Annotated in this window: 17 protein-coding genes; 9 read left to right on the top strand and 8 right to left on the bottom strand. The window is 62.4% G+C overall.

Annotated features, from left to right (window positions below; all coding sequences use genetic code 11):
- Nucleotides 1–85: 85 nt before the first annotated feature.
- From BLS26_RS01035 to BLS26_RS01015, 5 genes are all read left to right on the top strand, one after another.
- Entirely contained in the window at nt 86–1,327 is a 1,242-nt protein-coding gene (locus tag BLS26_RS01035) for a threonine synthase (RefSeq protein WP_092507652.1), read from the top strand.
- 128 nt (nt 1,328–1,455) lie between these two features.
- Nucleotides 1,456–2,424: a tripartite tricarboxylate transporter substrate binding protein BugD gene (locus BLS26_RS01030; RefSeq protein ID WP_092507650.1), complete on the top strand. Its 969-nt coding sequence runs from the start codon at nt 1,456–1,458 to the stop codon at nt 2,422–2,424.
- Between the two features lie 349 nt (nt 2,425–2,773).
- A complete protein-coding gene (locus tag BLS26_RS01025; RefSeq protein ID WP_244541807.1) occupies nt 2,774–4,036 on the top strand; it encodes a hypothetical protein in 1,263 nt (420 codons plus the stop codon).
- Nucleotides 4,033–5,064, top strand: coding sequence for an NAD(P)-dependent alcohol dehydrogenase (locus BLS26_RS01020; RefSeq protein WP_244541806.1), 1,032 nt, complete (start codon nt 4,033–4,035; stop codon nt 5,062–5,064). The genes BLS26_RS01025 and BLS26_RS01020 overlap by 4 nt, the downstream gene beginning before the upstream one ends.
- Nucleotides 5,065–5,179: 115 nt before the next feature.
- The gene (locus tag BLS26_RS01015; RefSeq protein WP_092507646.1) at nt 5,180–5,617 is read left to right on the top strand and encodes a VOC family protein; all 438 of its coding nucleotides are present in this window, start codon (nt 5,180–5,182) and stop codon (nt 5,615–5,617) included.
- A gap of 75 nt (nt 5,618–5,692) precedes the next feature.
- Here the strand turns inward: BLS26_RS01015 and katG are convergent, their stop codons facing one another.
- Nucleotides 5,693–7,870 (bottom strand): catalase/peroxidase HPI, encoded by a 2,178-nt coding sequence (katG, locus tag BLS26_RS01010; RefSeq protein ID WP_092507644.1) that lies wholly within the window; start codon nt 7,868–7,870, stop codon nt 5,693–5,695.
- A 172-nt stretch (nt 7,871–8,042) separates the two neighbouring features.
- Here katG and BLS26_RS01005 point away from each other — a divergent pair, with 172 nt between their 5' ends.
- Together BLS26_RS01005 and BLS26_RS01000 are read left to right on the top strand one after the other, a co-directional pair.
- Nucleotides 8,043–8,972 carry a hydrogen peroxide-inducible genes activator gene (locus BLS26_RS01005; RefSeq protein WP_092507642.1) on the top strand — a complete coding sequence of 310 codons (930 nt, stop codon included), beginning with the start codon at nt 8,043–8,045 and terminating at the stop codon, nt 8,970–8,972.
- A gap of 116 nt (nt 8,973–9,088) precedes the next feature.
- Nucleotides 9,089–10,327, top strand: coding sequence for an ATP-binding protein (locus BLS26_RS01000; RefSeq protein WP_092507640.1), 1,239 nt, complete (start codon nt 9,089–9,091; stop codon nt 10,325–10,327).
- A gap of 11 nt (nt 10,328–10,338) precedes the next feature.
- Here the strand turns inward: BLS26_RS01000 and BLS26_RS00995 are convergent, their stop codons facing one another.
- Nucleotides 10,339–11,229 (bottom strand): hypothetical protein, encoded by an 891-nt coding sequence (locus tag BLS26_RS00995; protein ID WP_092517475.1) that lies wholly within the window; start codon nt 11,227–11,229, stop codon nt 10,339–10,341.
- A 632-nt stretch (nt 11,230–11,861) separates the two neighbouring features.
- Here BLS26_RS00995 and BLS26_RS35425 point away from each other — a divergent pair.
- Nucleotides 11,862–12,140 (top strand): hypothetical protein, encoded by a 279-nt coding sequence (locus tag BLS26_RS35425; RefSeq protein ID WP_157676246.1) that lies wholly within the window; start codon nt 11,862–11,864, stop codon nt 12,138–12,140.
- Between the two features lie 45 nt (nt 12,141–12,185).
- Here the strand turns inward: BLS26_RS35425 and BLS26_RS00985 are convergent, their stop codons facing one another.
- From BLS26_RS00985 to BLS26_RS00960, 6 genes are all read right to left on the bottom strand, one after another.
- Nucleotides 12,186–13,514, bottom strand: coding sequence for a glycoside hydrolase family 130 protein (locus BLS26_RS00985; RefSeq protein ID WP_244541805.1), 1,329 nt, complete (start codon nt 13,512–13,514; stop codon nt 12,186–12,188).
- 12 nt (nt 13,515–13,526) lie between these two features.
- Nucleotides 13,527–15,803, bottom strand: coding sequence for a glycosyltransferase family 4 protein (locus tag BLS26_RS00980; protein WP_092507636.1), 2,277 nt, complete (start codon nt 15,801–15,803; stop codon nt 13,527–13,529).
- The gene (locus BLS26_RS00975; RefSeq protein WP_092507634.1) at nt 15,800–16,747 is read right to left on the bottom strand and encodes a class I mannose-6-phosphate isomerase; all 948 of its coding nucleotides are present in this window, start codon (nt 16,745–16,747) and stop codon (nt 15,800–15,802) included. The genes BLS26_RS00980 and BLS26_RS00975 overlap by 4 nt, the downstream gene beginning before the upstream one ends.
- Before the next feature lie 331 nt (nt 16,748–17,078).
- A complete protein-coding gene (locus BLS26_RS37010; protein ID WP_256379191.1) occupies nt 17,079–17,213 on the bottom strand; it encodes a hypothetical protein in 135 nt (44 codons plus the stop codon).
- 42 nt (nt 17,214–17,255) lie between these two features.
- Entirely contained in the window at nt 17,256–17,531 is a 276-nt protein-coding gene (locus BLS26_RS00965) for a hypothetical protein (protein WP_092507630.1), read from the bottom strand.
- A 67-nt stretch (nt 17,532–17,598) separates the two neighbouring features.
- On the bottom strand, nt 17,599–17,805 hold the full coding sequence (locus BLS26_RS00960) for a hypothetical protein (RefSeq protein ID WP_092507628.1): 207 nt from the start codon (nt 17,803–17,805) through the stop codon (nt 17,599–17,601).
- Nucleotides 17,806–18,132: 327 nt separating this feature from the next.
- On the opposite strand from BLS26_RS00960, the gene BLS26_RS00955 reads away from it, so the two are divergent.
- Nucleotides 18,133–19,599 (top strand): argininosuccinate lyase, encoded by a 1,467-nt coding sequence (locus tag BLS26_RS00955; protein ID WP_172804518.1) that lies wholly within the window; start codon nt 18,133–18,135, stop codon nt 19,597–19,599.
- Nucleotides 19,600–19,947: the final 348 nt, after the last annotated feature.

Here is a 19,947-nt window from a genome sequence, read left to right as displayed (position 1 = left end):
TGCAATCCATCTTGCTGCGTCAAGAAAGACTGGATTGCTTCGTCGCTTCGCTCCTCGCAATGACGCAAGAAAAGAGAGCCCTCCCGTGAAAGACAATGACAACCTCACCATCGAACGTCCGACGTTCGTGACCCATCTCGAATGCGCGATGGAAGGCGATCATTATCCCGCCGACCAGATCCATAACCTTTCGAAAGCGGGCAAGCCGCTGCTGGTGCGCTACGACCTCGCCGGCGTGAAGAAGGCGCTGACCAAGGACGCGCTGGCACAGAGGCCGGCCGACATGTGGCGCTACCGCGAGATGCTGCCGGTGCGGAAAGTTTCCGATATCGTCAGCCTCGGCGAAGTCACGACACCGCTGATCCGATTGCCGAAGCTCGGCAAAAAACTCGGCGGCGGCGAGATCATCGTCAAGGATGAAGGCCGCTTGCCGACCGGATCGTTCAAGGCCCGCGGCCTGGTCATGGCGGTGTCGATGGGCAAGGCGCTCGGCATCAAGCACATGGCGATGCCGACCAACGGCAATGCCGGTGCTGCGCTGGCGGCCTATGCGACCTCGTGCGGCATCAGGACCACGATCTTCTGCCCGGCCGATACGCCGGAGGTGAACGTCAGCGAGATCGAGCTGCAGGGCGCCACCGTCTATCGCGTCAATGGGCTGATCGACGATTGCGGCAAGATCGTCGGCGAGGGCAAGGCCAAGGCCGGCTGGTTCGATACCTCGACGCTGAAGGAGCCGTACCGGATCGAAGGCAAGAAGACGATGGGGCTGGAACTCGCCGAACAGCTCGGCTGGGAAGTGCCCGACGTGATCTTCTATCCGACCGGCGGCGGCACCGGCCTGATCGGGATGTGGAAGGCGTTCGCCGAACTCGAAGCGATCGGCTTCATTGGCAGCAAACGCCCGCGTATGGTCGCGGTGCAGGCGTCGGGCTGTGCGCCGATGGTGCGCGCTTTTGAAGCAGGCACCGAGCACGCGCCGCGCTGGGAAGATGCGCACACCATCGCTTCGGGCATTCGCGTGCCGCAGGCGGTCGGAGATTTTCTGATCCTGCGCGCGGTCCGCGAGAGCAAGGGTTTCGCCATTGCGGTCCCGGATGAGAAGATTTCTGCTGCGCTCAACGAAGTGGCGCGCGAGGAGGGGCTGTTGCTGTGTCCGGAGGGGGCTGCGACCTACGCCGCCTACAAGGAAAGCCTCAGCGATGGACGCGTCACGAAAAATGATCGCGTGATGCTGTTCAATTGCGCGACAGGGCTTAAGTATCCCTTGCCGCCGGTCACGCGCACGCTCGATCGCCACAAGCCGATCGACTACGCAAACCTCTGAGATCCTCATCCTGAGGAGGCGCGAAGCGCCGTCTCGAAGGATGGCGGCGAGTTCGGTGGCCTTCATGGTTCGAGACGCGCTTCGCGCTCCTCACCATGAGGAGCAAACAAATGCGTCGGAGTAATTAGATGCGAAAGATCGTTCTGGCTGTCCTTGCGTTGCTGGCTTTCAGTAGCGCCGCCCATGCCGAGAATTATCCCTCGCGTCCCATCACCATCATCGTGCCGTTCGCCGCCGGCGGGCCGTCGGATGCGATGGCACGCATTCTTGCCGAGCGGATGAAGACGACGCTCGGCGAAGTGCTCCTGATCGAAAACGTGACCGGGGCGGGCGGATCGATCGGCGTCGGCCGCGCGGTGCGTTCACCGCCCGACGGTTACACCATCTCGTTCGGCCATCTCGGCACCCATGTCGCCAATGGCGCGATCTACAAGCTCGGCTACGACCTCGTCGCCGATCTCGAGCCGGTGGCGCTGCTGCCGAGCAATCCGATGATCATCGTCAGCAAGAACGCGGTGCCGGCGAAATCGCTGAAGGAGTTTCTGGCCTGGCTGAAGGCGCAGCCGAAGCCGCCGACGGCGGGCACCGCCGGCGCCGGTTCCGGAAGCCACATCGCCGGGCTCTACTTCGAAAACGTCACCGGCATCAAACTGCAATATGTGCCGTATCGCGGCACCGCGCCCGCCATGAACGATCTCGTCGCCGGCCAGATCGACCTGATCGTCGACCAGACCTCCAATTCGATCGCGCAGGTCCGCGCCGGCAACATCCGCGCCTATGCCGTCACCGACGACAAGCGCGTCTCCTCCGCGGCCGACATTCCGACCGTGGACGAGGCGGGTCTGCCGGGATTTCACATGACGCTGTGGTCCGGCCTGTGGGTGCCCAAGGACACGCCAAAGGAGATCGTCACAAAGCTGAATGCCGCTGCCGTCGAAGCCCTCAACGATCCCGCGGTGCGCAAGCAGCTCGAGAACCTCGGCCTGCAGATGCCGCCAAAGGACCAGCTCACGCCGGACGCACTCGGCGCCTGGCAAAAGGCCGAGATCGCGAAATGGTGGCCGATGATCCGCGACGCCAATGTGAAGGTCGACTAGGGCCGCCCACCGCTCTGTCCCCCATTGCAGGCCATCCACGGACGCCCGGGCAGGCTGGCGCCAGTTAACCTCGTCGCGATCCGGAGCGATTTTAGACACCCCGCCGCAGGTATCCAGCGGTTCCCGCGCTTGATCTGGACCGACGTCTCAAATAGCAATTAGCCGTTCTTTGCGTTGCCGAAGTGAGGAATTCACGATGTGGCTGCTGTTTGTGTTCGCGTGGGTATGTTTTCTGGCCCTGATTGCGGTCGTGGCGCAGCAGGGATTTGGCTACGATCTCGGCCGGCTGTCGGCCCATTTCCTCGAATTGCCGCAAGGGCAGCGTTGGGCGGCCGGCTTTATCGTCGTGATGGCGATCGCGCTGATCGGAACCAGCATCTTCCTTTCCCGCCGGATGTCGCGCCAGGATGAATCCTTGCGACTGTTGCGTGCCCGGCTGAAGGGCGCCCGGGATGACATGGTCGTCGCCCACGGATTGCAAAATCACTTCGACGGGGTGGTCCAGCATCTCGTCGACAGCACGCCCCAGGAAGCCATTGCCGCGCTCCAGAAACGGCTGGTGGAGACCGAGCAGAAGGTTGCATTGCAGCAGAGCCAAAACGAAGCCACCGATATCGAAGAACAACTGGACGACATCCGGCGCCGGCAGCAGACCCTTCGCGAGACGGTCGGCGAGGTCGCTGAAAGGCGGCGGGTGACCGAGCCGGTATTCGCCGAGATCAAGGATCGCCAGCGCCAGCTCGAACGGTCGCTTGCGAAACTCGAGGTCGACGACAACAAGCAAAATCTGGCCGATCGCCTGCAGGAAATCGGCGGAGAGGTGCTGGCGATCCAAAAGCGGCTGACCGTGCTGCAGGAGTCGCTGACGACGCTGAACCGGCACAAGGATGATCTCGACAAGACCAACGCCGAGCTAGGGCCGCTGCAGGCGCAGGGCATCGGCATCTACGCCGTGATCGACGAGCTGCGCCCGGCCTATGAACAACTGAGCAAACGGATCGATGAATTCGAATGGAAGAATGGCGAAACGATCAGCAGCCACGTCGAAGCGCTTTCCAGAAACAAGATGGAGATCGAGCAGAAGGTCGCGCGGCTTGATGATTGCTTCAACATTCTGGAAACACTCAGCCTGGACTTTGGCGAGCTCAAGCAGCGTCAGACCCATCTGGAGCGTTCGATTGCCGAGGTGGAGACGGATGCGAACGGCAAGAGCCTGATCGATCGCCAGAACGCGCTGAACGAATTCGTCCTTGCGGCCCGGCTGCGCCTCTCGACGCTGGAATCCTCGTTCACGACGCTGAACCGCTTCAAGCAAGAACTGACGAAGGCGCAGGCTGACCTGACGCCCCTGCAAGCACCGGAATTCGGGATCGAGTCGATGATCGCGGACGTGCATGGCATTCGCGAGGTCGTGCTGAAAACCCTCACTGAAATTGAGCAGCACGGCGCCAATAGCCTTGAATCGCGCCTGGAGCAGCTTTCCACCAGCAAGCGCGAGATCGACGAGAGATTGGCGCAGGTCTTCGAACATTTCGCCAGCCTCGATACCATCCGAAAGGATATCGGCGGGATCTTCATGGCGATCAGAAGCGCATTGATGAAAGTCGGGTGAACAGGTTGGTCGAAGCAAGGATCTGGCAAGTCGCGCGCGAGTGGTCGATTGACGGTTTGGAATTGGCTCAACGGCCGGTGCCGGAACCGGGCGCGGGTGAAGTCGCGGTCCGAATCCGCGCAGCCTCGCTCAATTACCGAGACCTGCTGACGGTGCAGGGAAAGGGTGGCGTCACCAGGCTGCCGCTGATCCCGTTCTCGGACGGCGCGGGCGAAGTCATCGCTGTTGGTGACGGCGTTACACGTGTCGCGGTGGGCGACCGGGTCTGCCCGATGTTCTTTCAGTCCTGGTTCGATGGCGGGCCCTCAGCGGCCAACCGGCGGCTGGCGCTCGGCGGTACCCGGCCGGGGGTGTTGCAGGAGGTGATGGTGCTGAACGCCGAAGGCGTCACCCGCATTCCATCTCACCTGAATTTTGTGGAAGCAGCAGCGCTGCCGTGCGCGGGGCTCACCGCCTGGCGCGCGCTGTTCGAGGAGGCGCAGCTTCGCCCCGGCGAGACCGTGCTGGTACAGGGCACCGGCGGGGTGTCGATCTTCGCCTTGCAGTTCGCCAAACTCGCCGGCGCGACCGTGATCGTGACCTCGTCGAGCGATCAAAAACTGGAACGTGCCAAGGCGCTCGGCGCCGACCATACCATCAATTACCGCGCGGTTCCCGAGTGGGGCAAGGCCGCGGCGGATTGGGCCGGCGGAGGCGTCGACCACGTCGTCGAGGTCGGCGGCAAGGATACGTTCCGACAGTCGATCGAGGCGGCGCGGGTTGGCGGCACCATTCTAGTGATCGGCGTGCTGTCGGGCTTCGCACAGGAAATCACAATCCCGATGTTGTTCAGCAAGAACCTGCACGTCATCGGCCTGTCGGTCGGCAGCCGCAGGATGTTCGAAGGCATGGCCGCGGCGATCGAGCGCAGCGGCCTCAGGCCGGTAATCGATCGCACCTTCGATTTCGGCGAAGTGCCGGAGGCCTTGAGGCTGATGGAGCGCGGCGGTCACTTCGGCAAGATCGCGATCGAGTTCCCGTCGCCCTGAGAACGCACCGAAAAATAATTTCCGCCGACGTGTCGAATTGCGCCACCTTCATCCGTCGTTACAACGGCCCCGCACCGGTCGGTCGCAACCACTGCAACGCGCAAGGAGTTCCATCTTGACCTCGATCACGCCCTTCCTCTGGTTCGACAACAATGTTCCCGAGGCCGTTGCGTTCTACAAATCGGTTTTTCCCAATGCCAAGGTCGAGGTCGTCAACGACTTCATGGCGAGCTTCGAACTGGAGGGACAAAAGTTCAACGCGCTGAACGGCGGTCCCAAATACCGGTTTAACGAGGCGATCTCGTTCTTCATCAGCGTCGATACCCAGCAGGAAGTCGACTATTTCTGGGACAAGTTGACCGCCGACGGCGGCGAGGAATCGAAGTGCGGATGGCTGAAGGATAAATTCGGCCTGTCCTGGCAGGTGGTCCCGAAAGCGCTCGGCCGCTGTCTCGGCGATCCCGATCGCGCCAAGGCCGGGCGGGCCATGCAGGCGATGCTGAAGATGCAAAAGATCATCATCGCCGATCTGGAAAAGGCGTTTGCCGGCTGATCGCAGGCCAAACACAGCTCCAAAAAAAATCGGGCGCGGCTGGTGTCAGCCGCGCCCGAACGTCGTTTGGCCGGATCAGGCCGCGATATCGAAGCGATCCGCGTTCATCACCTTGGTCCAGGCGGCGACGAAGTCGCGCACGAACTGGGCCTTGGAGTCGCTGCAGGCATAGACTTCGGCGAACGCCCGGAGCTGGGAGTGCGAGCCGAAGATCAGATCGACGCGGGTGCCGGTCCACTTCACGGCGCCGGTCTTGCGATCGCGTCCCTCGAACACGTCCTGGGCGTCCGAGACAGGCTTCCACACCGTGCTCATGTCGAGCAGGTTGACGAAGAAGTCGTTGGTCAGCGTCCCCGGCTTCTTGGTGAGGACGCCGTGCTTGGAGGAGGTGTTGACGTCGAGCACGCGCAGGCCGCCGAGCAGGGCGGTCATCTCGGGTGCGGTCAGCGTCAGCAACTGCGCCTTGTCGACCAGCTGCTCTTCGGCGGAGACGCGCTGCTTGCCGCGGCTGTAGTTGCGGAAGCCGTCAGCGGTGGGCTCGAGCGGCGCGAACGAATGCGCGTCGGTCTTCTCCTGTGACGCGTCCATACGGCCCGGCGTGAACGGCACCTTGACGTCGTTGCCGCCGTCCTTGGCCGCCTTTTCGATGGCAGCAGCACCGCCGAGCACGATCAGGTCGGCCAGCGAGACTTTCTTGCCGAACTCCTTCTGGATCGCTTCGAGCTTGGCCAGCACCTTGGACAACTGGGCCGGCTGGTTGACCTCCCAGTCCTTCTGCGGCGCCAGGCGCACGCGGGCGCCATTGGCGCCACCGCGCTTGTCGGAGCCGCGGAACGTCGAGGCCGAGGCCCAGGCGGTCGAGACCAGTTCGGACACCGACAGGCCGGAGGCCAGGACCTTGGCCTTCAGCGCGGCAATATCAGCTTCGCCGATCAGTTCATGATTGACCGCCGGAATCGGGTCCTGCCACAGCAGTTCTTCCTTCGGCACCAGCGGGCCGAGGTAGCGCACGATCGGGCCCATGTCGCGGTGGGTCAGCTTGTACCAGGCGCGGGCAAACGCGTCGGCAAACTGATCCGGATGCTCGTGGAAGCGCTTCGAGATTTTTGCGTAAGCCGGGTCGAGCCGCAGCGAGAGGTCGGTGGTCAGCATCGACGGCGAGTGACGCTTGGACTTGTCGTAGGCATCCGGCACCGAACCTGCGCCGCCGCCGTTCTTCGGCGTCCACTGATGGGCGCCGGCCGGGCTCTTGGTCAATTCCCATTCGAAGCCGAACAGGTTGTCGAAGAAGTTGTTGCTCCACTTGGTCGGCGTCGTGGTCCAGGTGACCTCGATGCCGCTGGAGATGGTGTCAGCGCCCAGCCCCTTGCCGTAGGAGCTGGCCCAGCCCAAGCCCTGCTGCTCAATGCTGCCGCCTTCCGGCTCCGGGCCGACCAGCGTCGCATCGCCGGCGCCATGGGTCTTGCCGAAGCTATGGCCGCCGGCGATCAGGGCGACGGTTTCCTCGTCGTTCATCGCCATCCGCGCGAAGGTCTCGCGGATATCGCGGGCGGCGGCGATCGGGTCGGGCTTGCCGTTCGGACCTTCCGGGTTGACGTAGATCAGGCCCATCTGCACGGCGCCGAGCGGGTTCTCGAGATCGCGGTCGCCGCTGTAGCGTTTGTCGTCGAGCCACTTGCCTTCGGAACCCCAGTAGATGTCCTCTTCGGGTTCCCAGACGTCGGCGCGGCCACCCGCAAAACCAAACGTCTTGAAGCCCATCGACTCCAGCGCGACGTTGCCGGCGAGGATCATCAGGTCGGCCCACGAGATCTTCTTGCCGTACTTCTGCTTGATCGGCCACAGCAGCCGGCGCGCCTTGTCGAGGTTGACGTTGTCGGGCCAGCTGTTGAGCGGCGCGAAACGCTGCTGTCCGGCGCCGGCGCCGCCGCGGCCGTCACCGATGCGGTAGGTGCCCGCGCTGTGCCAGGCCATGCGGATGAACAGCGGCCCGTAATGGCCGAAATCGGCCGGCCACCACTCCTGCGAGTCCGTCATCAGCGCATGCAGGTCCTTCCGCAGCGCTTCGAGGTCGAGCTTCTTGAACTCTTCGGCGTAGTTGAACGTCTCGCCCATCGGGTTGGACAGGGGCGAGTGCTGATGGAGAACGCTGAGGTTAAGCTGGTTCGGCCACCAGTCGCGGTTGGTGTGTTGGCTGCTTGCCCCGTGCATGACCGGGCATTTGCCGGCGTTCTTGCCATCATTTCCGTCCATATATCTCTCCCGATCTTCGTTGAATCTTGGCTTCGCTGACTGAACTTGTGTGTGGACGGTGCCCGTGACGCCGGGGTGACGTCGGCTAACCCGTCCCCAATTTGAAGGGTTCTAGCACGGTCATTTCATCAGCTTAAGTGTGATTTACTGATTGCCGTGATAAGCTGCGATTATGAACAACCTGACCTTCAAGCAACTGCGTTACTTCGAGGCCCTGGCGCGCCATGGCCATTTCGGGCGCGCCGCCGATGCCTGCGCGATCTCGCAGCCGGCGCTGTCGATGCAGATCAAGGAACTGGAGGGCGAACTCGGCGCGGCCCTGTTCGAACGCGGCGCGCGACAGGTCCGCCTGACCGGCTTTGGCGAAGCGTTCGCGCTGCGCGTTCGCGACATCCTGCGTTCGGTCGATGAACTGCAGGATCTGGCGCGGGTCTCGCAGGACGGCCTGGTCGGGCGCTTACGCATCGGCGTGATTCCGACGGTGGCGCCCTATCTGCTGCCGGCCATCATCGGCAACCTCACGCGCACCTATGCCGGCCTCGACCTTCATGTCCGGGAGACCGTGACGGGCACGCTGATCGGGGAATTGGCGGAGGGGCGGATCGACGCCGCTATCGTAGCACTACCGGTGTCGGAGCCGTCGTTCACCGAGATTGCGCTGTTTGCCGAGGATTTCGTGCTGGTCCGGCCGGGCGAGGACGAAGGCAAGCCGGTCCCGAATGGCGAAACGCTGAGCAAGATGCGGCTGCTGCTGCTGGAGGAGGGCCATTGTTTCCGCGATCAGGCGCTGTCGTTCTGCAATCGCCACTCGGCGCTGCCGCGGGAGCTGCTGGATGGCAGCTCGCTGTCGACGCTCGTTCAGATGGTCAGCGCCGGCATCGGCGTCACCTTGATCCCGGAAATGGCGGTTACGGTGGAGACGCGCTCGGCACAGGTTTCCGTCGCGCGGTTCGAGAACCCAAAACCGTCGCGAACCATCGGCATGATCTGGCGCAAGACCAGCCCGCTGGCCAATCAGCTTCTGCAGATTTCCGAGGTGGTGCGTCGCTCGGCCGCCGCGTTGCGCAAGCAGCAAGCGCCGGCCGCGTCGCGCAACCGCTGAGACCGGTCGTTGGCAATCTGGCCGGCCGCCACGGTCGATCCGGCCATGGTGCAGGGTTATTGGGACTATTGCACTCAGCCGTGATCGGCTAACCTGCGCGAGTATGGGGGCATGACATGCGATCGTCAGTTGTCCAGGAAGTGCAATTTCCAAAGCAGCCGGCGCTGCAGTTGATCTATGACACCGCGCCGATCGGCCTTGCCTATCTCTCGCCGGACTGCCGCTATCTGCAGATCAACCAGCGCCTCACCGAGATCTGCGGGATCTCGGTCGAGGGGCATCTCGGGCGCACGGTGCGCGACTGCGTGCCGGCGCTCGCAGACGCGGTCGAGGCCATCGTGCGATCGATCATGGAGACCGGCGACCCCGTGACCGGCATCGAGGTCAACGGCCAGCGCACGGGCCAGAATGAGGATCGCTGCTGGATCACCTACTGGCATCCGCAACGCGGGCCGAACGGCAACATCGTCGGCGTCAACGTCGCCGCCGAGGAGATCACCGAGCGCAAGCGCAGCGAGCGCGAGATCCGCGGCGCGCGCGATGCCGCCGAGGCGGCGCTGCACCATTTGCAGGAGACCCAGGCCTCGCTGATCGAGGCGGAGAAGCTCGCAGCGTTAGGCCGGCTGGTGGCGGGTGTTGCCCACGAGATCAACAGCCCCGTCGGTACCAGCCTGACGGTGGCGTCCGTACTGGAGCGCAAGTGCGCGGCGTTCGCGGCCGAAGTCGCCCGCGGCGGCTTGAAGCGATCGAGCCTGAACGAATTCATCGAAGTCGTCGAGGATGCCTCGGCGCTGCTGGTCGCCAACCTCAATCGCGCGGCCGAGATGGTGCAGTCGTTCAAGCAGGTCACGGTAGACAGAAGCTATCTGGATCAGCGCCATTTCGATGCCGGCGAGTTCACGGTCGAGGTGCTGGCGGGCCTGCGTCCGGCGCTGCCGAAAAACAACGTGACGCTCCATGTCGACTGCCAGCCCGGCCTGACCATGGACAGCTATCCCGGTCCCTATGGTCAGGCGTTGACCAATCTCTTTCTCAATTCGGTGATGCACGCCTTTCCGGACGGCAAGGGTGGCAATATCAATGTCGGGCTGCGGGCTTCGGGCATGGACCATATTGAAGTCATGTTTGCCGACGACGGCTGCGGCATGAGCCTCGACGTGCGCCGTCAGGCCTTCAATCCGTTCTTCACCACGCGCCGCGATGGTGGCCGCATCGGGCTCGGCCTGCATATCGTCCACAACATCGTGACCAATCGGCTCGGCGGCGAGCTTCACCTCGACAGCGCGCCCGGCGAGGGCACGAAAATCAGCATCGTCCTGCCGCGCGTCGCGCCGGGACGGCCGCCGGCGGGCTGACCCCGTCCGGTTTATGAGGCCTGCGCAACATCGGCCGGTGCGCCCTGATTTTCCTCTGCGAGCAGTGCGTCGAGATCGACCAGCAAGGGATCGTCAAGGGCGGGTTCGCCGTGGGCTTCGCTGCCATGAAGATGCATCAAGGTCTGCACCCGCCGGGCATTGAGATAGTCCACATGGTGATGCCGAAGCGCTACCGGCAGCAGCGGCTTTGGCAGCCCGACCATCGCAAATGCCGGCACCCTGCGGGTCTCGCTGCCTTCCCGCCACAGCAGGGGATGCAGGGTGTAGATCATCTGCCGCTCGATCTCCGCCGGCGGCGGTTGTTCTGAAAGCGACGGGGCCTGGTCTGCCATGTTCGCATTGCCGGCGCGGGTGCGCACCGCGGCGGATCGCAGCTCCCAGCAGATCAGGTCGGCCGCCGAAGCGACCTCGCGGCGTACGGCTTCCACGCTGGTCGAGAACCTGGTTGCTTCCGGCATCGATGCCGCGCTCTTGGTGACAGCTTCGATCAGCGCGGTCGCACTGGCCTGAAATCCAGGGGCGGCCCGTTCAATAGAAGCGGCCATGGTCTCGATCTCGTCAGCGATCAGGTTGCGGTCGCGCTGCGCCTGGGCATCGGCCAAAGCGCGCTCGGCCGAAGTCACCTGTTCGTCAAGCTCCGCCAATGCGGCACGCATGGTCTTGGTGCGATCTTCGACGGCACGCATATGGGCTTCCGCGCGATCGAGCCGGGCGTTGGCGGCGCCGGCCACCGCCAGCCGTTCGGCCGCGGTGCGCTTCTCTTCAAGTTCCTTTTCAGAGAGGCTCAACCGTGCGGCCAGTTTTTGCCGCGCCGCCAGCTTGTCCTTCAACGCGCTCTCGAAGCGCTCGACCGGACCAAGCTCGCGCTTGAAAAATGCCATGGCAGTCACCTCGTGCTTTGCAATCAACAGCCGAATCAGACGACGGATTTGTTACGCGCGAGAGCTAGTGGGAAACTTGGATAACATTGCGGCCCGAGTCGCTGCAGTCCTTTTTGTCAACGCCAGGAACTACGCGCCAGGAATTACGCGCCAGGAACTACCCGCCAGGAACTACCCGCCAAGTCCAACGCGCATATCCGCTTGCGTGTCGACGGCCCGTTGTGTGCGCTGGGCGTGCGCAAATAAGACAAGAAGGCTGTCCCTTGGTGTCGGCCTTAATTAGATGCTCATTAATTTTTAGACTCTAGCGAATTGATTCGAAGTCGCGGCGGCGTCTGTCTGGTTTGGGTACAGGACGGAGCGACTCTATGCGCGTTGCGTTATTTATTGCGACGTCAATTGTTGCATCGATATCAGCGTTGACGACGCCATCGTATGGCTCGAGTTCTTGCATGAGCCAGAGTGAAGCACGCCAGCATTATGGCTCGGTGCACCTCTACTGGCACGGACCGGATCATTGCTGGGATGCGGCGCCGGGCCGGCATCGTCTCGTTCGCAAAAATCAATCAACTGTCGATCGACAGGTTCAGCGCGGACGCGGCCAGTCCGATTGGCGTCAGGCCATGTCGGAAATGCGGCCTGACGACGCACCCGCTCAGGCGCCCGATGCGGGCGCAGCGGGCGGTGCCAATTCCGCAAACTGGCTGGATCGCTGGATCGACATCGTGCAGGTCGTACCGCGCCGCCAAACCGAACGTCAGTCCGAGCCTGCGGCGGCGTCGCCGGTTCTCGCGGCCGAACCCGAATCCGGCGGGATGCCGCACGTTGTCGTCGTCCTGGCGTTCTTCGCCTTCCTGCTGGTATTCGCGACCATCGAAATTCTGCTCCGCAACGACGAGCAGCAAAAGTAGGGATCATGCAAAGCAGATAAAGAAGATGAGGGCGTCAGCCCGCCATCAGGACTTCATGGCCCTCATCAAGGCGCGTATGTCGATCGTGGCGAAATTGGAAAACGTATCCGAGACGGCATAGGGAAAGATGATGTTATCGCCGTGCCGCATTGCGCCGCAGGTATAAACGACGTTCGGAACGTATCCTTCGCGTTCGGAGGGATCGGGCCGCAGCAGCGGCTCGCGCAAGCGGCCGATGACCTTCGACGGATCCTTCTTGTCGAGCAACGCCGCCCCGATCGAATATTTGCGTACCGGGCCGACGCCATGCGTCAACAACAACCATCCTTCGTCCAGCTCGATCGGCGATCCGCAATTGCCGATTTGGACGAATTCCCACGGAAACTCAGGCTTCAGGATCGGTTGGCCGCCATCCCAGGTATAGAGATCGTCCGAGTAGATCAGATATAGATTTTCGTTGTCCTGACGGGCGATCATCGCGTACTTGCCGTCGATCTTCCTGGGGAATAGCGCCATGCCCTTGTTCCTGGCCGCGTTCCCTTTCAATGCCGACAGCCGGAACGATAGGAAGTCGGATGTCTCGATCAGCTCCGACCGGATCGCCCTGCCGCTATAGGCGGTATAGGTCGCGTAGTAGATGCTCCGTCCATTGTCGTCGAACTGTACGAACCGGGCGTCTTCGATTCCGTTCAACTGCGACTCCGTGACGGGAAAGATGACCCGTTCGCTTATTTCTTCCGTGCTGCTGAAGGTCACCTCGACGACATCCCCGCCCGGGCCCGATGGCAACTTGACGATATCGGGGCTTGAGGCGAGCCGGGCGGTGGGGTCGACCTTCACGGTTCCGTCCGAGGTGATCGACCCGGATCGAAATGTCAGCGAGGATATATGCCCTTCGCCAACGGCGCGAAGGCTCAGGACGAAGCGAAGACTGCCGTCTTGCATACCGGACTGATCCGGATGGGCGACGATGCTCGGATTGAACAACGCGGAGGCTTCAAACGAATACTCGTTGAGAAAGTAAGCCCCGACCAACTGCCGCTGCACCTGGGTGAACGCGGCGTGATCGGCGAGCGCCTCTTCCATCTCCTCGGCGCGCAGCTCGAACGCCTGCAGCAGATTGCGATGGCGCCCGAGAAAGTTCTCGAGCACGTCGGCGAGCTGCGCGGCGGCGGTCGCGGCATCCAGCGAGAGTACCCGTTCGACAATATGATTGGCCCGGGTCTTGTCCGTCGGATTGAGGTCGCGCGGTTCTGTCGTCGGCTTGAACGGCCGAACGATAACCCTGCTGGGATCGGGCCGCAGATAAAGCGCCTGACGGTTCAGGAACGGGAATTGCGACAAGGTGTCCTCGGTCGGTTCAGGGGAAAGCATGTGCGGCGACCGTCAAGCGACCAAAGGCGTTGGCTTGGCGCGGCTTTCGCCGAGACGGGCTACCTGTCGAATTTCGGAAAGGCCGAGCAGGTACGACACCACCGATTCTCCGCCCCGGTTCTCGTTGGGACGATCGGGATGCAGGCCGTCGCGACAACTTCCCGTTTCCAGATCGACGAGGGAGACCGAGAGGTCGTTGCTGCCCAGGAACCAGGCGAACACGCGTGCAGCTTCGGCTTTCCAAGCGACATCATGATCGGCCTGCCACGCCGCGAGGCAGGCGGCAATGGTGGCCGTCGCTTCCAGCGGCTGCTGATCGAAGGCCCGTGGCCGCCGTCGCGTCTCGCCGAAGCCTTCGGTGCCGACCGGACGGAATTGGCCGGCCGCGGATGTCTGCTGTTTCACAAGCCAGCGCAGAGACTTCAGTCCGGTCTCCAGATAGATCGGATTCCTGGTGGCCATGCCGGCCAGGATCAGCGCTTGCGGCAGGCGGGCGTTGTCGTAGGCGAGCCCTTCCTCGAACCAGACCCAGTCCCCGGTTTCGACCGCGTCGAACACTGAGATCAAGCGGTCTGCCAGGAGAAGGCGCAAGGTAGCGGCGCGGGCATCTTCCGTGACGGCCGAGCAATAGGCGTCAAGTCCCAGCAGGACAAATGCCCACGCACGCGGCGAGCGGAGTTGGTCGGCGCCTGCCATCGCCTCGGCAAACAGCGAAGCGGCCCATGTCCGCCGAGACGAATTGGCGTCGGTGAGGGCGCAGACGCCCAAAGCCCACAGGGTCCGTCCGTGGCTGTCTTCCGATCCGGAATCCTCCAGCCAGCAGCGATTGAATCCCATGAAGTTCCGAAACCGCTTTGTATCAGGATTCCAGGCATGCTGGACGAAAGCGGCAAATCGGGCCGTCAATACTTCGGACAACCGTTGCTCGCCGGGACTGTTGAGCGCGCATGCCAGCAGAAGCGCGCGGGCGTTGTCGTCAACGCAGTAGCCGTGCGCGCGATCCGGCACGCTGTGCACGGCATGCTGGAGCAGGCCGGTGTCGTCGCACATCGCCAGGAAATGATCGATGCGCATTTCCGGCAGGGCGCTTCTGTCGCGCAGCAGCGTGCTGGTGTCAGAACCCGCAATCGTCTTCAGCCGATGTCTCCGCCCGGCGGCCGCGAACACGGCCATATAGCGCTCGGCGGTCCGTTCCCACGTCATCGAGCGACTGCTCGAATAGGCGCGCTTGCGCATGGCCTGCCGCAGGACATCGTTCGTCAGCAGCTTGGAGATCTCGACACCAAGGGCCGCGGCGTCGCCGAACGGCACCAATATGCCGCGGCCGTCGGCCAGCAGTTCGCGCGCATGCCAGTAGGGGGTCGAAACGACGGCTTTCCCGAGGCCGAAGCTATAGGCCAGCGTGCCAGAGGTCATCTGGGCTTCGTTGAGATACGGGGTGACATAGACGTCGCTCATGGAGATGAATTCGAGCAGCGTCTTCTGGTCGACGAACTGGTCCAGGAATACCACGTGGTTTTCGACGCCGGCCGCGCGCGCATGCGCTACCAGGCTGGCGCGATAGGCTTCGCCCTGATCCCGCACCAGGTTGGGATGGGTCGCGCCAAGCACCACGTACACCGCATCAGGCCGCGTTTTCAGGATCGACGGCATGGCGTCGATCATGACGTCTATTCCCTTGTTCGGCGAAAGCAGTCCGAATGTCAGAATGACCGCCCTGTCGCTGAACCCGAGTTTGGCCTTCGCGTCGTCGGGTTCGACAAATGCAAACTCAGGAATTCCGTGCGGAATGATCTCGATCTTTTCGTCCGGCACCTGGTAGACGGCCCGCAGCAGCTCGCGGCCTTTCTCGGCCATCACCACCACACGCGACGAAATGCCGATGATGCGGACGAGGACGTCACGCTGCGCCTTCGTGGGTTCGGACAGAACGGTGTGAAGCGTCGTCACGACAGGTATGGTCAGGCGCGACAGCAGCGCCAGAATGTGACTGCCGGCCTCGCCGCCGAAGATGCCGAACTCGTGCTGCAGCGAAACGGCATCGAACCGGCCGCTGTTCAGGAACTCCGCCGCGCGGATATAGTCTTCGGGACGATTGTCGTTGATCTGGAATCCGACGGTGGATGGATAATCGTAGATCTGGCCATGATCGGTCATTGCCACGATGACCGTTTCCAGATCGCCGCGCGCGGCCGCCACGGCGTTTTGCAGATCGGTGGTGAACGTCGCGATGCCACACCGGCGCGGCAGCGAATTACCGATGAACGCTATGCGGTTTGGAGCCGTCACGTTTGCACCTCCGGTGCTTTGGGCTGGAAATTTTCCGGTATAGCGGCGATCGACGGCGTCAGGGACGGATGATGTCCGGTTTTGTCGTACCGTTGTTTGAGCGCCCCCGGATTCACATCGGGGCCGATGTAGGCCAGCAACGCCTTCAGGCCTCGGTCGCCGACCTCGATGTCGGCGCGGTCGCCTTCCAAAAAGATGGCTTCGCCCGGAGCGACCTTGACCGACCCAATTCGGGCGAATCCGCCAATGGCGAGAAGCCAGGCTTCCCTCTCAACTTCGATCGTCCAGATCGAGCCGGGAAGAAATTCGACCTGCTCCAGGACAAAATGCGCGTCGACCACAACGGCCTTCCTCGCTTCATCGAATTGCATGGGAGGAGGCTGGCGATCGGCAGGGCCGGCGATGGCTGCAACGACGGCGCTGTCGATATGCAACTCCCGCTGCCGGCCGTAGTCAAAAAGCCGGAAGGTCGCGTCGCTTCGCTGCTGAATTTCCGCAAGAACGATGCCGGCGCCGATCGCGTGAATAGTGCCGGCCGGCACAAAAACAACGTCACCCGCGCGCGCGGGATGCCACTGCACCATATCGACGATCGAACCGTCCGCGATCGCCGATCGCAACGCCGGCGAGGACAGCATGTGCTTCAGGCCGAGGGCGATCCGGGCGTCCGGTCCGGCGGAAAGAATGTACCACGCCTCGGTCTTGCCGTTGGCCAAGCCGATCGACCGCGCGAAGGCATCGTCGGGATGGACCTGAATGGACAGCGGCTCCGTCGTGAACAGCAGCTTGAGCAGCAATGCCGTATCCGGCGCTGTGGCGTCGGTGCGTTGAAACCATAATTCGCCGACCGGCTTGCCGTCCGTCGACGTGTCGCTCCATGGAAGCAGATTGGTGCTTCCCCACGGCTTTTGTTTGATTTCTACGCTCGCTAATTCGATCGTCACGTGAGTTGGCTGCCTCCATTTTCGAGTCTAACACCCACGGCAGATGTTCTTCAGCTTGGCCGTCGTTCTGGCGTCTTCTGCGAGAAACGGATCGTCGTATGGAGGCCGCGATGCGTCGCTCTCTTTGACCGCGCGCTGTTCCGGCCTGGGAGGTGAGGCCAGATCGTAACAAGCCAGCCGCGCGCTCGACGTTGCGATGTCGCGGCAGACTGGCTCTTTGGCATGAGCGCCTTGTGCAAATGCGCAAAGCATCAACACGACGAGAGTCGTTTTCATCTTAGCTCCTTTGGCCGCTCGATTGAGCGGCGTACCGCCGCCCAGCCAACGGTGGCTATTTCTTTTTGCCGGCGCCGAAAGTCGGCTGCCATCCTGCCGTCTTCTGGCTCGGGGCCGCGGCAATGGTCTTGATCTTTTCCTTTTTGGGCTTCTTCGACTCTCGATTGCCCTTTTGCTCGCCTTTGGCCATGTCGGTCTCCCTGGGTTGTGTATTTGATTGAACGAACGTTATTCACATCGACGCGTAACGCGTCGCACTGTTTACCGCGATGCCGATTTCGTCCGCCAATTCGGCCTCACCCAATTCCTGAAGCAGGGGAATCATCGTTGACGCCTGGTCGGCTGACATGGAGAGGGGCTCGGCGGTGTCGTAGTTGAACTTGATGCGCCAGACGCCGGCGTGGTTGCGATGCGGCTCGATCAATGACGTCGGCAAGTCCGGCAGCCCGTTCTGAAACAGCAGCGCGGGTAAGGTAAGCTTCAATGGCCTATGCTCGGCCTCACTCATGCCAAATGCCCGAAAAGTTCAAACGTGTTTTGCGGCTGTTGCATCGGTTTCCTGTCGTGAAAGGCGCTCAAATTGACGGGCCTGGTTTCTTCGCTGCCCAGGCCGGACGAGGGCCGGTCCACGGCGGGAGCGCATCCCATTCGGTCCATCGCATGCGACGCTCCTCATCTCCCACCCGGATAAAAACAAAGGGGGCGTCGTCGCTGCCGGTTTTCGACCCGACGAATACCGCCGGCGAGCCATACGCATCGCGGATGACCGTGTTATTTGCCATGACGAGGTCCCGATGGAACCGGGCGCTGGGTTGAGTCGAAGGGATTTGGCATCTGACCGCCTTTCTGATCGAGGCGGGAGCGCAATGCTCTCAGTCACCGATAACAGCCGGGGGCGCGCGGTGATACCCGGTATATAGTACGTTCTCGCCAAATAGCGAGGCTTACAACCAGGTATTCTGCCTTTTCCCGTCAGAACGCGACGGGACGGGCCGCGCTGAAAACCCCGCTTCTTCGGCCTGCAACTCGCTTGAATATCGCTTGATGGGATGGATCTGCTAAGAATTATCCTGTTTTCGCTTTCAATGCCGCTACGGGACTTTCAGATCATGCCGTCATCCTCCGGGGACCTTAACGCGGGCTCTCGGGGCGGTGGACGGTCGGTCGAATTCTTCGACCAAATCAATAAAGCGTCGATCGTCATGCTGGAGGAGGGCGGACTTGTGCCGCATCCGATGGCCGCCAGCATTGCGGACGGGATCGGGCAGGTGATCGCCAAGGAGAGCGCCTCGGGATCCCCACGCTCCGCCGACTACCTCGATTTCGAACCCAAATTGATGGCCGTCGTCGGTCAGGATGCCTCGCGGCTTCACATCGGGAGAAGCCGGCAGGACATCGGCGCGACCATCGCACGCATGTCTTTGCGCGACGGACTTCTCAGCGAATACGAAGCTCTGGTGGCTTCGCGCAAAAAGCTTCTCGCCATTGCCGGCCAGCACAAGCAAACCGTCATTCCCGCTTACACCCATGGTGTGCAGGCGCAGCCGACCACGTTTGCGCACTATCTGCTGGCGTGGGAGTCGGCGGTGGCGCGCCTCTGCGAGCGGCTGCAACAGGCCTACCAGCGGATCAACAACAGCCCGCTCGGCGCGGCTGCGCTGGGGACATCCAGCTTTCCGATCGACCGGAAGCGGCTCGCCGTCCTGCTGGGCTTTGATGGACTGATCGAGAATTCCTACGACGCCAACCATATTGCTTCGACGGATAGCAGCCTTGAGGTTGCGAGCGCGTTGCAAATCTCCGCGATCCAATTGGGACAGTTCGCGCAGGACCTGCATGCGCAATACGCCGCGCCGTCGCCGTGGTTGATGCTGTCGGAAGGAAAACTCACCGGGGTCAGCAGCCTCATGCCGCAGAAACGGAATCCGGCCGCGCTCGAGCAACTTCGAACCCAGTGCAGTATCATGGTCGGCGACATGCAGACCGTGTTCCTGCTGTCGCACAACAATCGCCCCGGCATGTTCGACTCCCGCAGCTATGATCCCGTTCCGAGCACGAGGCCGCTGCAGGTCTATGGACTTTTCCTTGAGGTCCTCGACGGTCTTGTGGTCGACAGGGATCGCGCACTGGCCGAGGTGAATGCCGACTACGCGACGACATCAGGAATCGCGGATGCGCTTTTGCGGACCGCCGACGTGCCTTTCCGCATCGGTCATCACTACGCATCGACGCTGACCAATTACGGCCGTTCCCACGGCCTCAAACTGAATGAAATTCCTTATGCAGAGGCTGCACGCATCTATGAAGCAGAAGCGAAGCAGGACTTTCCGCTTGATGAAGCCGAATTCAAGCAAACGATCAGTGCCGAACAGATGGTGTTCGGCAGCAGGGGTATCGGCGGACCGCAACTTGCCGAGGTGACCCGGATGCTTGCCGATGGGCACAGCAAAATGAAGCCAGACCTTGATTGGCTGAAGTCTCGGAAAGATCGTTTGGCTGCCGCCGAGTCCGCGCTCAACACAGCCGTTGCCGCGTTGGCTGCGGACGCGCGTGCAAACGGCTCCGCCAGTCGCTGACCCGCCGCGCCATGCACTAGTTCCGGCTTTGCTCGGCGAGCTTAGGTGCACGAGTCGGGTGCGCGCGCAACGACAAATGCCTGCGACAAAATGGCCCGACGGGCAAATCACCAAAGTCTGTCCAGCCCTCCGCGTAAAAATATTTCTGTTGAGCCGTCGGGCAAATCGGGCGTTTAACTCCGCCCGTCTCCCGCGATGAGAGCAACTGTGCTGAAGTAGACCGGTGATCGGCTGGCCTCAAGGCTGGCGCGAGGCGCGCCCCCGCCTTCGGCGGCTTACGGCCTTGACGCCGTCCGCTCCCCGGTCTGTTGGCTAGGCATGCGCTCGGTCGAGGACCGAGCGCGGTGA

Source organism: Afipia sp. GAS231 (assembly GCF_900103365.1).
Lineage (GTDB): Bacteria > Pseudomonadota > Alphaproteobacteria > Rhizobiales > Xanthobacteraceae > Bradyrhizobium.
This window is presented reverse-complemented; position numbering and strand designations above follow the sequence as displayed.